The sequence below is a fragment of the Rhodococcus sp. USK10 genome, from assembly GCF_019378875.1.
Taxonomy (GTDB): Bacteria; Actinomycetota; Actinomycetes; order Mycobacteriales; family Mycobacteriaceae; genus Rhodococcus_F; species Rhodococcus_F pseudokoreensis.
This window is the reverse complement of the sequence record NZ_CP076048.1, coordinates 8,212,028-8,224,759: the sequence shown is the minus strand read 5'-3', so window position 1 is coordinate 8,224,759 and position 12,732 is coordinate 8,212,028. Positions and strand designations below refer to the sequence as shown.

The 12,732-nt window shown below is 69.3% G+C and carries 12 protein-coding genes; 1 reads left to right on the top strand and 11 read right to left on the bottom strand.

Annotation, left to right across the window (positions count from 1 at the left end; translation table 11 throughout):
* Nucleotides 1-56 precede the first annotated feature (56 nt).
* From nusB to I1A62_RS44680, 3 genes are read right to left on the bottom strand one after another with little or no spacing between them, the layout of a single operon-like run.
* Complete coding sequence (gene nusB / locus I1A62_RS44690) at nucleotides 57-566, bottom strand: transcription antitermination factor NusB (RefSeq protein WP_087555938.1); 510 nt, start codon at nucleotides 564-566, stop codon at nucleotides 57-59.
* On the bottom strand, nucleotides 567-1,130 hold the full coding sequence (efp, locus tag I1A62_RS44685; protein WP_005241702.1) for an elongation factor P: 564 nt from the start codon (nucleotides 1,128-1,130) through the stop codon (nucleotides 567-569).
* A gap of 34 nt (nucleotides 1,131-1,164) precedes the next feature.
* Nucleotides 1,165-2,268, bottom strand: coding sequence for a Xaa-Pro peptidase family protein (locus I1A62_RS44680; RefSeq protein ID WP_219458237.1), 1,104 nt, complete (start codon nucleotides 2,266-2,268; stop codon nucleotides 1,165-1,167).
* Between the two features lie 136 nt (nucleotides 2,269-2,404).
* On the opposite strand from I1A62_RS44680, the gene I1A62_RS44675 reads away from it, so the two are divergent.
* Nucleotides 2,405-3,151, top strand: a complete 747-nt coding sequence (locus tag I1A62_RS44675) for a B-4DMT family transporter (protein WP_219458236.1) — start codon at nucleotides 2,405-2,407, stop codon at nucleotides 3,149-3,151.
* 105 nt (nucleotides 3,152-3,256) lie between these two features.
* On the opposite strand, the gene aroB is transcribed toward I1A62_RS44675, so the two are convergent.
* The 8 genes from aroB to alaS all read right to left on the bottom strand — a co-directional run bounded on the left by aroB (nucleotide 3,257) and on the right by alaS (nucleotide 12,731).
* Complete coding sequence (aroB, locus tag I1A62_RS44670; RefSeq protein WP_219458235.1) at nucleotides 3,257-4,369, bottom strand: 3-dehydroquinate synthase; 1,113 nt, start codon at nucleotides 4,367-4,369, stop codon at nucleotides 3,257-3,259.
* A gap of 65 nt (nucleotides 4,370-4,434) precedes the next feature.
* Nucleotides 4,435-4,941: a shikimate kinase gene (locus I1A62_RS44665; RefSeq protein ID WP_124390889.1), complete on the bottom strand. Its 507-nt coding sequence runs from the start codon at nucleotides 4,939-4,941 to the stop codon at nucleotides 4,435-4,437.
* A 38-nt stretch (nucleotides 4,942-4,979) separates the two neighbouring features.
* Entirely contained in the window at nucleotides 4,980-6,167 is a 1,188-nt protein-coding gene (gene aroC, locus I1A62_RS44660) for a chorismate synthase (RefSeq protein WP_072942156.1), read from the bottom strand.
* A gap of 75 nt (nucleotides 6,168-6,242) precedes the next feature.
* Nucleotides 6,243-6,845, bottom strand: coding sequence for an A24 family peptidase (locus tag I1A62_RS44655; RefSeq protein WP_219458234.1), 603 nt, complete (start codon nucleotides 6,843-6,845; stop codon nucleotides 6,243-6,245).
* A gap of 91 nt (nucleotides 6,846-6,936) precedes the next feature.
* The gene (locus I1A62_RS44650; RefSeq protein WP_219458233.1) at nucleotides 6,937-7,764 is read right to left on the bottom strand and encodes a shikimate dehydrogenase; all 828 of its coding nucleotides are present in this window, start codon (nucleotides 7,762-7,764) and stop codon (nucleotides 6,937-6,939) included.
* A complete protein-coding gene (mltG, locus tag I1A62_RS44645; RefSeq protein WP_219458232.1) occupies nucleotides 7,754-9,523 on the bottom strand; it encodes an endolytic transglycosylase MltG in 1,770 nt (589 codons plus the stop codon). Before mltG ends, I1A62_RS44650 begins: the two co-directional genes overlap by 11 nt.
* Nucleotides 9,520-10,056, bottom strand: a complete 537-nt coding sequence (gene ruvX, locus I1A62_RS44640; protein WP_124390885.1) for a Holliday junction resolvase RuvX — start codon at nucleotides 10,054-10,056, stop codon at nucleotides 9,520-9,522. The genes mltG and ruvX overlap by 4 nt, the downstream gene beginning before the upstream one ends.
* A 2-nt stretch (nucleotides 10,057-10,058) precedes the next feature.
* A complete protein-coding gene (alaS, locus tag I1A62_RS44635) occupies nucleotides 10,059-12,731 on the bottom strand; it encodes an alanine--tRNA ligase (protein ID WP_219458231.1) in 2,673 nt (890 codons plus the stop codon).
* Between the last annotated feature and the right edge of the window lies 1 nt (nucleotide 12,732).

Here is a 12,732-nt window from a genome sequence, read left to right as displayed (position 1 = left end):
GGCCCGGACCCCTGACCTGCGGACCCGCCGATGCGGGCCCGCAGCGGGACACGAACTTACGAGCGGGCGTCGTTCGACTCGCCGCCGGCGGTCTCGGCACGGCGCGACGTCGCGGCCGCAGCCGACCGCACCTGCGGGGCCACCAGCACGACCTGACCGAGGATGCCGTTGACGAAACCCGGCGACTCGTCGGTGGAGAGCTGCTTGGCCAGCTCCACCGCCTCGTCCACGGCCACGACCGGAGGCACGTCGGTGGCGTGGAACAGCTCCCACACGGCGATGCGCAGGATGGCGCGGTCGACGGCGGGAAGCCGCTCGAGCGTCCAGTCCTGCAGGTGGGACGAGATCACCTCGTCGAGGCGGTCCAAGTTTTCCGCGACACCCGTCACCACGGTGACGGTGTACGGGGCGACCGGTGCCACCGAATCGTCCTTGCCGGACAATTCCGCGCGCTCGGTCGCGAGATCGACCGGATCGAGATCTCGCGCCTCGGCCTCGAAGAGGAAATCGACGGCGCGTTTGCGGGCCTTGTGCCGCGCGCCGAGCTTCTTATGCGTACCGGACACTCAGGAATTCACACGCCCGAGGTAGTTGCCGTCGCGGGAGTCGACCTTCAGCTTGTCACCGGTGTTGATGAACAGCGGAACGTTGATCTCGGCGCCGGTCTCGAGGGTGGCGGGCTTGGTGCCGCCGGTGGAGCGGTCGCCCTGCAGGCCGGGATCGGTGTGCTGGACCACCAGTTCGACGGTGACGGGCAGTTCCACGAACAGCGGAACGTCCTCGTGGGTCGCGACCTGCACGGCCATGTTCTCGAGCATGAAGCGGGCGCCGTCGCCGACGGTGGCCTCGCTGATCGAGATCTGGTCGTAGGTGTCGCCGTCCATGAAGATGTAGTCGGTGCCGTCGTGGTACAGGTACGTCATGTCACGGCGGTCGACCGTGGCCGTGTCCACCTTGACGCCGGCGTTGAACGTCTTGTCGACGACCTTGCCCGAGAGCACGTTCTTCAACTTGGTGCGCACGAACGCGGGACCCTTGCCGGGCTTCACGTGCTGGAACTCGGTAATCGTCCACAGCTGGCCTTCGATCTGCAGGACCAGGCCGTTCTTGAAATCACTGGTGGAAGCCACTTGCTTCGCGTCTCCTCGATAAGGTCGAAACCGTCTACACGACAGTCAGGTCTTTGGTGGTGAGTGTGAGCAGTTCCGGTCCCTGCTCACGAACCACGAGCGTGTCCTCGATCCGCACGCCTCCGCGCCCGGAGAAGTACACGCCCGGCTCGACGGTCACCGCCGCACCGTCCAGAAGTGTACCGGTGCCCAGCTTGCCGATTCCCGGAGCTTCGTGGATCTCCAGGCCGACGCCGTGTCCGAGGCCGTGCAGGAACAGCTCCCCGTAGCCGGCGTCCTCGATGACCCGGCGGGCGGCGGCGTCCACCGCGGACACCTCCGCTCCCGGGCGCAGCGCGTCCCGCCCGGCCTCCTGCGACCGCGCGACCAGCGCATATACATCCCGTTGCCAGTCCGCGGCCTGCTCGAGGACATACGTTCTGGTCATGTCCGAGTGGTAACCGCCGACCTCCGCGCCGAAGTCCAGCTTCACGAAGTCGCCGCTGCCGAGCACCGCCTCGGTCGGCCGGTGGTGCGGGATCGCCGAGTGGGCGCCCGCCGCGACGATGGTCTCGAACGAGATCCCGTCGGCGCCGTGCGCGAGCATCAGCGCCTCCAGTTCCCGGCCCACCTCCTTCTCGGTGCGTCCGGGGCGGAGGCCACCACGCTCGATCAGTTCGGCGAGCGCGGAGTCGGCGGCCGTGCACGCCGCGCGCAGCAGCCCGACCTCGAAGTCGTCTTTCACCATCCGCAGTTCCTCGACGAGCCCCGGAACGGGTTCCAGCCGCGCGTCCGGCGCGAGCACCGACCAGGCCGCGAACTCGTCCACCGTGACGACGTGACTCTCGAACGCCAGCGACGACGGGCTCCGCCGCCCCAGCGATTCGATCAGGTGCGCGGCGCTGGCGCGGGCGATCTCCGCCCGCAGATCGGGAACCTGTTCTCCGACCTGTGTGAGGTAACGGCCGTCGGTGCAGATGACGGTGCGCTCCTCGGCGCCCACGGCGTCCGACGCGTGCACGAGCAGCGCGGCATTCGAGCCGGTGAACCCGGTGAGATACCGGATGTTCACCAGATTCGTCACCAGAAGTGCATCGAGATCCCGGGCGGCGAGGGCCGAGCGCAGCGCCGCGCGCCGCGAACCATGATCAGCAGGCATGTCGTCAAACGTACCGGCAATCCGCCGCGCGGAGGGCGCGGATCGACGGCACCCGTCCGGCGACGAGAACAGGTTTCAGACCGCCCCCGTGTGGGTTAGGCCACACGGACGAAAACCCGCTCGTTACGCTGTGCCCATGAATGCGTGGGTGGTACGCGGCCTCGGCATGGCCCTGATACATGTTTTCGTTCGTGTGATCCTCGGTGTGTCGATCACACAGTGGCCGCTTCAGGGTTCCGCTCTGAGATGGCTCGCACTGCTGATCGTGGTGTTCGTGGCACTGATCTGGGCCGGCATCGACGGCATCCGGGACCGTCGCCGGAACCCCGATCCGGAGGACGGCGCCGACCTGACGATGCTGTGGCTGAAGGCGGCCCTGCTCGGCGGAGTCGTCGCGGGGGTGGGGAGCTGGCTGGCGAACCTGGTGCCGAACCTCAACGTCACCCAGAACTCGTTCTTCTTCGAGATCACGTCGGGGGCCGCGTTCACGGTCCTTCTGATCTTCGTCCCAGCCATGCTGGCGGTGTTCCTCGGCCGGTTCTTCGTCGGCCGGGAGTCCAGGAAGACGGTGAAAGACCGCGGCGAACGCCGGCCGGCGGCGCGCGGCGCCGGAGTGGCCGCAGGAACCGCAGCGGGGGGAACCGCAGCCGCAGCCGTGGCCGACGACGACGGGTACGGCCAGAACTACCCCGGCCAGGCGTACGAGCAGACCCCGGATACCGGATACGCCGGTTCCGACGCCGACACGGCCGTGTTCGAACCGGTGCACAACTACCGCGAGGACACGTCCGACCTCGATCAGCCGCAGGGCGGGGACACCACGTGGCAGGACCCGGTCGATCTCGGCAAGCGGACCACGGACGACCAGCGGCGCGGCGAGTAACCGCTCTCGACTCTCCCACACCCGACACACGACACACCGACAGACGACGCGGCGGTGTGAGCACACTCGCTCACACCGCCGCATCCCTTGCCTTCTCCGGCTACGTCACAGGAGTACGGCACCGCCGGCGCCCGGCGCCGCCTCGCGGGCCACCGCGGAGTACGCGGCGACGAGCAGAGACGGATCCGGGCCCTCGAGCCGTCCGGGCTTCGCGAGCCCGTCGAGCACGACGAACCGCAGCACGCCTGCCCGGTTCTTCTTGTCCGTCTGCATCCCCTCGACCAGCTGGCCGAACGCGTCCGCGTCGTACGTGGTGGGCAGCCCCACCAGTTCCAGGATGGTGCGGTGCCGGTCCGCCGTCGCATCGTCCAGGCGTCCCGCCAACCGCCCCAGTTCGGCCGCGAAGACGAGCCCGACGGCGACCGCCGCACCGTGACGCCAGCGGTAGCGCTCCCGCCGCTCGATCGCGTGCCCGAGCGTGTGCCCGTAGTTGAGGATCTCCCGCAGATCCGACTCGCGCAGGTCCGCGGCCACGACCTTGGCCTTGACCTCCACGGACCGCCGGATCAGTTCGGGCAGAACGGTTCCCGTCGGGTCCAGCGCGGCCTCGGGATCCTTCTCGATGAGCTCCAGGATCACGGGGTCGGCGATGAATCCGGTCTTCACGACCTCCGCCATGCCCGCGACGATCTCGTTGCGGGGCACCGTCTCGAGCGTCGCCAGGTCGATGAGCACCGCCGACGGCTCGTGGAACGATCCCACCAGGTTCTTGCCGGCCTCGGTGTTGATGCCGGTCTTGCCGCCGACCGCCGCATCGACCATCGCGAGCAGCGTCGTGGGCACGTGAATCACGCGGACCCCGCGCATCCACGTCGCCGCGACGAACCCGGCGAGGTCGGTGGCCGCGCCGCCGCCCAGACTGACGACGGCGTCGCTGCGGGTCAGGCCGATCCGGCCGAGGACCTCCCAGCAGAACCCGGCGACGGCAAGATCCTTGCCGTCCTCCGCGTCCGGAATCTCGATGCGGTGCGCATCGATCCCCTTCTCGGCGAGCGCCGCGCGCACCGCCTCCGCCGTCTCGGCGAGCGGCGGCTGGTGGAAGATCGCCACCGTTCTCGTGCCCGTGAGTTCGTCCACCAGCTCGCCGAGCAATCCGCGCCCGATGATGACCGGGTAGGGGTTCGCCGTCTGCACCTGTACGCGTACCGGTTCGGTCACTGTCTGCTGCTCCGCTCCGTCTTGTCCGAGGTTCTCGGACGTCTTTGGTTCCGCTGGGTCGCCGATCAGTCGGCGAGTTTCGCCACCAGCTGCTGCACCACCCGGGCGGGACTCCGCCCGTCCGTGCGTATCCGGATGGACGCCACCTCCCGGTACAGCGGTCGGCGCTTGCGCATCAACTCGGTGTACACCTGGCGGGGGTCGCCACCGGACAGGAGCGGGCGCGCGGTGTTGGTTCCCGTGCGCTTGAGCCCCTCGGCCACGCTGATCTCCAGGTAGATCACGGTGTGGCCCTTCAACAATTCCCGGGTGCGCTCGGAGAGGATGGACCCGCCGCCGAGCGACACGATCCCCTCGTGGCTCTCGATGGCCTTCCGGACGATCTCTTCCTCGAGAGCGCGGAAGGCGGGTTCGCCCTCCTGGACGAAGATCTCGGCGATCGTGCGCCCCGCCTCTTCCTCGACGGCCACGTCGGTGTCGAACAACGACAGGTCCAGCGCCTGCGCGAGGCGACGCCCGATCGTGGACTTACCTGCTCCCGGCGGACCGACGAGCACGGCTTTCGGTGCCATCACCGGTCACCGCCCCGGCGCGACGGCAGACGGGCTGGTCATCGCGCGAGCCGGGCTGCGACACCCGATGCGTAACGCTCGTAGTTGGCGGCCGTCTCGGCGACCGAGTCGCCACCGAACTTCTCGAGCGCGGCCTGGGCCACGACCAACGCCACCATCGCCTCGGCCACGACACCGGCGGCGGGCACCGCGCACACGTCGGACCGCTGGTGGATGGCCACGGCTTCCTCACCGGTCGACATGTCGACGGTCGCCAGGGCGCGCGGGACCGTCGAGATCGGCTTCATCGCCGCGCGCACGCGGAGCGCCTCACCGTTGGTCATGCCGCCCTCGAGACCGCCTGCGCGGTTCGTCGAACGCAGAATTCCGTCCGGGCCCGGCCGCATCTCGTCGTGCGCCTGGCTGCCGCGGCGGCGCGCGGTCTCGAAGCCGTCGCCGACCTCGACACCCTTGATGGCCTGGATTCCCATCAGGGCGGACGCCAGACGGGCGTCGAGGCGGTCCGCGCCGCTGATGAACGATCCGAGACCCACGGGGAGACCGTGGATGACGACCTCGACGACACCGCCGAGGGTGTCGCCGTCACGCTTGGCGGCCTCGATCTCGGCGATCATCGATTCCTCGGCGGCCTTGTCGAACGCGCGGACCGGGCTGGCGTCGATCGCAGCGAGGTCGGAGGCGGTGGGTTCGGGACCGACGTACGGATCGGACGCGCCGATCGAGATCACGTGCGACAGCACCTCCACGCCGAACACCTGGCGCAGGAAACCGCGGGCGAACGTCGCGGCCGCGACCCGGGCCGCCGTCTCGCGCGCACTCGCGCGTTCGAGAACGGGGCGGGCGTCGTCGAACCCGTACTTGAGCATGCCCGAGTAGTCGGCGTGACCGGGGCGCGGACGGGTGAGCGGCGCGTTCCGCGCCTGATCGGCGAGCAGGTCGGCGTCCACCGGGTCGGCGGACATGATGGTTTCCCACTTGGGCCACTCGGTGTTGCCCACCTCGACGGCGATCGGGCCGCCGAGCGTACGCCCGTGTCGGACACCACCGACGATGGTGACCTTGTCGGCCTCGAACTTCATCCGCGCACCGCGGCCGTAACCGAGGCGGCGTCGCGCGAGTTGGGTCGAAATGTCCTCGGACGTCACTTCGACGCCCGCGACCATCCCCTCGAGCATCGCGACGAGGGCGGGACCATGGGATTCTCCGGCAGTTATCCAGCGCAGCACGCCAATATCTTTCCATGTCGCCGCGTCCGGCAGTGACGGTGGTCCTCCCGGGGCGCGTGCGGGGTGCGGACTCGGTCAGGTGAGGTGCCCGGCGAACAACGCCGCCAGTGTCGCGGCACACATGGCGGGCCCGTGCGGGAGCGGCGACGACGAGCGCCGGACGGCGAGGACGACGCAGCCCGCCACTGCGGTCAGTGCCGGTGCGAGCGCGGCCGCGAACACCCAGGCCTCTCCCCCGGCCAGGCCGGCGACCGCGCCGACCCCGAGCGCGAGTTTCACGTCGCCCGCGCCGATCGCACCGGGTGCCCCGAGGTACAGGGCGAGATAGGCGGCCGCCAGCAGGAGACCGCCGATCACGGCGGCGAACGCGGCGCCGGTCGCGACACCGACCGCGACGATCACCAGGAACCCGGGCAGCGTCAGCAGGTTCGGCAGCCTCCGCGCACACAGGTCGGTCGCGGCGAGACTCGCACACCACCACCAGAACGCCAGCGCACCCGGCAGCATCCACACCGGGTTGCGGCCGGCGTCGGCCCAGACCGTCGCGGCCACGCCGACCGCGCACACCGCCTCGCACCAGCCCGGCCACACCGGGCCCACGAAGCGGGCCGCGGTGAGACGCGCACACCGTCCCGCACCCGCACCGGCCACCACACTCGTCACGATCAGCCACCACATGCCGACCAGCGTGCGGGACGCGGCACCCGGACCCCTCGCGGCGACGTGCGCGAACGATCGCCCTGTGGATGGAAGCCGGGCCTGTGGACAACTAGCCCAGAGCGGCGGCCATCGCCTCGCGCGGCGCCGGGCGGCCGGTAAACTGCTCGACTTGCCCGAACGCCTGGTGCAGCAGCATCGACAGACCACCGACGACCGTTCCCCCGGCCGCCTCGACCGCGGCCGCCAGTGGGGTCGGCCAGGGGTCGTAGATCGCGTCGAGCACGAACGGCGCCCGGCCGAGAACGCCTGCGTAGTCGGTGATCGCGGCGGACGGAACGGTGCTGACGAGTGCGGCGGCCGCGACGCACCGGGCACCGAGTTCGGGGCTGCCGAAGCCCAGCAACCGGACGTCGAGCCCCACCGATTCCGCGCACCCCAGTGCACCTGCCGCGCGACCCGCGTCGCGGGCCACGACGGTCACGGATTTCACGCCCAGGTCGGCGAGCGCGACGAGCGCGGGCCTGGCCGTCCCGCCGGCGCCGACGACGACCGCCTCGGCGCCCGCGATGGCACCGACACCGCCCGCGGTGAGCGCGCCGCTGACCCCGTCCACGTCGGTGCAGTCGGCACGCCAGCCGCCCTCGATGCGCACGAGGGTGTTCGCGGATCCGATCGCCACGGCCCGGTCGGTGCGCTCGGACGCGAATTCGAGCGCGGCGATCTTGCCCGGCATCGTGACGGACAGACCGACCCATTCCGGGCCGAGCCCGGACACCAGGCCGGGGAGTCGCTCCCCGTCGCACTCGATGCGGTCGTACGTCCACCCGGTGAGACCGAGCGCGCGATACGCCGCGAGGTGCAGTTGCGGTGATCGCGAATGCGCGATCGGGCTGCCCAGCACCGCAGCTTTGCGTGCGGTCACCAACTCATCGTCCACTGTTGAGAATCCCGTTGTTCAGAGCCTGGTCGATGTTGGCCAGGTGTTCGTCGTAGCTCTTCGTGAAGAGTGTGGTGCCCTTGGCATCGATCGTCACGAAGTAGATCCAGTCGCCGGGCGCCGGTTGTTCGACCGCCTGGAGCGCCCCGATGCTCGGCGACGAGATCGGCGTCGCAGGCAGGCCGGGGCTGGCGTACGTGTTCCAGGGTGTCACCTGCGCGCGGTCGGCGTCGGTGGTGGCCAGTTCGGTGGTGTCCAGCGCGTAGTTGACGGTGGAGTCGAACTGCAGCGCCTGGTTGACGGCGAGCCGGTTGAGGATGACGCGGGCGACCTTCGAGAAGTCGTCGGGCATCGCCTCACGTTCCACGAGGGACGCCGCGACCAGCATCTTGTACGGGGTGAGACCGACCTGGTTGCCCGCGGTGAGGATCCCGGTCTTCTCGTAGCTCGCGGAACTCTCGGACACCAGCCGTTGCAGAATGGCGGCCGGACCGGCGGTCGGATCGAAATCCCAACTGCCCGCGGCGATCAGGCCCTCGAGCTGGCGATCCCGGTCCGGAACACCCGCGACCGAGTCCTTCGCCCAGTCGGGCACGCCGAGCGCGGTCAGGTCGCCCGCACCGGCGGCGTTGAGGTCGTCGTAGCTGATGCACTTCTGCTGACCGGCGTCACCCAGGCAGCTGGCCTCGGAGATCAGCGTGTAGATCCCCTTCTTCTTGGCGCCGGTCTGCACGTCGGTCGTGTCGTGGAGTTGCCTGCCCTCGGAGATGATCATCTGCCCGACGCGGGAGGCGGGGTCGACGAGTTCCTGCACGGCGTCGTCCGCCGGAATCTGGGTGGAGAGGCTGTAGAAGCCGGGTTGCACCGAGTTCATGGCGTTGCTCTGGACCGCGGCGTTGAAGAACGCCGATCCGCTGGCGACGACGTCGCGGTCCGCCAGGGTGGTGGCGATCTCCTCCGCGGTGTCGCCCGGATGGACCTGCACGACCACTTCGGGACCGCCGGGGCCTGCGTAGTCCGCGGGCGCGTCGGACCCGCCGAAGAACAACTTGCCGCCGACGAACACGACACCGACCAGCACGATCAGGACCGTTGCGGCGGCGAGGACGCCGAACACCTTGCCCCGGCGTGCGCGTCCCCGGGCTTGTTTACGCCGGCGGGCCTGCGTGCGGGCAGCGGCGCGGGTGGGCGGGATCTCCTCGGGAATCGCCGAGGGTGGGATCTCGCCGGGGATCGCCGAGATGATCTGCGTCTCGGCCTCCGCGAACGCGACGTCCGGTTGCGGACGGTCGTAGACGTCGTCGGGGTATGCCTGGGCGTCGTCCGGATCGTCGACGTGGGCGTCCACAAACGGGTGGTCGTCGGCCGGCGGCTCCCGGTACGCGCGGGCGTCGCCGTAGGAGCGGGGACCGTATCCGTCCTCGTACACGGAGTCGATGTCGGAGGGCTGCTCGTAGCGCGGCTCCGCGTAATCGCGGTGCGGTTCGTGGCGCTGCGGCTCCTCGAGGTGCGGTGCCTCGTAGTGTGGTTCGTCGACGTGCCGCTCGTCGTAATGCGGCTCGTCGTAATGCGGCTCGTCGAAATACGGTTCGTCGTACACGACGGCGTGGCGGCCGGTGGTGACGAGGTCGTCGTCGGGGGGCACCGTGTAGCCGACCTCGTCGTCGTCCTCTTCGAGGTAGCGGTGCCGTCGGGGTTCGCGGGGGATGTACTGGAAGTCGGGTCGCTCACCTGCGGGGCGGCGGCGGTGATTGCTCACTGGCCTGCCTCCGGTAGCTGCACGTCCCCACCTGAATCCCCTGCATTCACCGACCTGCTCCGCTCGTCCAACCATCCCTGCAAGATCGCCACCGCCGCAGCCTGGTCGATCACAGGACGCTGGCCCCTCGCACTGACACCGCTCTCGCGAAGCGCCCGCGCGGCAGTGACGGTCGTCAGACGTTCGTCCGCCATCCGCACCGGTATCGGGTCGACCTTCCTTCGCAATCGCTTCGCGAACACAGTAGCGATCGAGGCGGCTTTTCCCCGTTCACCCCGCAGGGTCTGCGGCAGACCGACGATAACCTCCACCGCCTCGTATTCCTCGACAATGTCGGCAATGCGCCGGATGTCCGGCGCGTCGAGCCCGCGTTCCTTGGACCGGGGCACCGTCTCCACGGGGGTGGCGAGGATCCCGTCAGGGTCGCTCGACGCGACACCGATGCGGACACTGCCCACATCGATGCCGATACGCCGACCACGCCCAGGGTCGTCGACTCCCGGTCGATCCGGACCCTGTTCCGCGTGATCCACCGTTACCGGCTCCCCACCTTGTCTGCGACTTGTGCCCGGACCGCGTCGAGGGCGGCCGCAATTCCGCTGGTGTCCGAGCCGGAACCCTGTGCCATATCGGCCTTTCCGCCGCCGCGGCCGCCGATCTTCGGACCGAATTCCTTCACGAGGTCGCCGGCCGACAGACCGAGTGCCTGGGCGGCCTTACTCACCGCGACCACGAACGGCACCTTGCCGTCGACGTCGCCGAGCAGCACGACCACGGCGGGCTGGGTGCCGAACCGGCCGCGGATGTCCGTGACGAGTCCGCGCAGGTCGTTGCCGCCGACACCGGCCGGGGCGGAGTCCGCGACCAGCAGCACCGGCCCGACCCGCTGGGCCTTGTCGACGAAGGTGCCCGCCGAGGCGAGAACCGCCTGCGCGCGGGTCTGTTCGAGTTCCTTCTCCGCCACCCGAAGTCGCTCCACCAGCGCCTCGACGCGGGCGGGCACCTCTTCCGAGGGCACCTTCAGCGACGACGACAGCCCGGCGAGCAGCGCCCGTTCCTTGGCCAGGTAGCGGTACGAGTCGAGTCCGACGTAGGCCTCGACTCGGCGCACGCCGGAGCCGACGGACTGCTCACCCAGCAGCGTGACGTTGCCGATCTGCGAGGAGCTGCCCACGTGGGTTCCACCACACAGCTCCATCGAGAACGGTCCGCCGATCTCGACGACCCGAACCTCGTCGCCGTAGTTCTCGCCGAACAACGCCATCGCGCCCATCGATTTCGCCTTGTCGAGGTCGGTGACGAACGTGTTCACGGAGTAGTCGGCGGCCACCGCTTCGTTCGCGACGACCTCGATGTCCTGCTTCTGCGCTTCGGTCAGCGCGCCCTGCCAGGAGAAGTCGAACCGCAGGTAGCCCGGCTTGTTCAGCGAGCCGGCCTGAACGGCGTTGGGGCCGAGCACCTGTCGCAGCGCGGCGTGCACCATGTGCGTGCCGGAGTGCCCCTGGGTGGCACCCTTGCGCCACGCGGCGTCGACCTGCGCGAGCACGACGTCGCCCTCGGTGATCTGCCCCTCCTGCACGGTCACCTTGTGGACCCACAGCTTCTTGGCGATCTTCTGGACGTCGTTGACCTTCACCCGCAGCCCCGGACCGGTGAGGGTGCCGAGGTCGGCGATCTGGCCGCCCGCCTCCGCGTACAGGGGACTGCGGTCGAGGATGACCTCGACGTCCTGGCCCACCGTCGCGACGGGGACGCGCTGCCCCTGCGAAATCAGGGCGAGAACGTGTGCCTCGGAGACCAATTCGTGGAATCCGGTGAACTCGGTGGGTCCGCGGTCGAGGAGTTCCTTGTAGACGGTCAGGTCGGCGTGCGCGTGCTTGCGGGCCTGGGCGTCGTCCTTCGCGCGCTGCCGCTGTTCGGCCATCAGCGTGCGGAAACCCTCCTCGTCGACGGTCAGACCGGCCTCGGCCGCCATCTCCAGGGTCAGGTCGATCGGGAAGCCGTACGTGTCGTGCAGCGCGAACGCCTGCTCGCCGCCGATCGTCGACTTGCCGGACGCCTTCACCGATTCGGCGGCGCCTTCGAACAGCTTGGAACCGGACGTGAGGGTCTTGAGGAACGCGGTCTCCTCCCCCACGGCGACCGTTTCGATGCGGCCGAAGTCGGTGTCGAGGACCGGGTAGGACGGCGCCATCGTGTCGCGGACGACGGTGATGAACTCCCGCATGCTGGGCTTGTCGGCGCCGAGCAACTTCGCGGAGCGGACGATGCGCCGCAGCAGGCGGCGCAGGACGTAGCCGCGTCCGTCGTTGCCGGGGTTCACGCCGTCGGCGATGAGCATCGCGGCGGTGCGCGCGTGGTCGGCGATCACCCGGAACCGCACGTCGTCGTCGTGGTCGACGCCGTACTTGCGGCCCGACAGTTCCTCGGCCTTCGCGATGACCGGCCGCACGAGATCCGTCTCGTACACGTTGTCGACGCCCTGGAGCAGGAAGGCGACGCGCTCGACGCCCATGCCGGTGTCGATGTTCTGCTTCGGCAGCGGTCCGAGGATCTCGAAGTTGTCCTTGCTGACGCCGAGACCGCGCTCGTTCTGCATGAACACGAGATTCCAGATCTCGATGTAGCGGTCCTCGTCGGCCTCCGGGCCGCCTTCCCGACCGAATTCGGGGCCGCGGTCGAAGTAGATCTCCGAGCACGGGCCGCAGGGCCCGGGGATGCCCATGGACCAGTAGTTGTCGGCCATGCCGCGGCGCTGGATCCGCGTCTCGGGGACGCCGACCTCGTCGCGCCAGATGTCGCGCGCCTCGTCGTCGTCGAGGTAGACCGTCACCCAGATCCGCTCGGGATCGAACCCGTAGCCGCCGTCGTCGACACCGGAGGTCAGCAGCGACCACGCGTGCTTGATCGCGTCGCGCTTGAAGTAGTCGCCGAAGGAGAAGTTGCCGGCCATCTGGAAGAACGTGTTGTGCCGTGTGGTGATGCCCACATTCTCGATGTCGAGGGTGCGCACACACTTCTGGACACTGGTCGCCCTCGGGTACGGCGGAGTCTGCTGGCCGAGGAAGAACGGCACGAACTGCACCATTCCGGCGTTGACGAACAGCAGGTTCGGATCGTCGAGAATCAGCGAGGCGCTGGGTACCTCGGTGTGGGCCGCCTTGACGAAATGGTCGAGGAAGCGCCGGCGAATCTCGTGGGTCTGCACG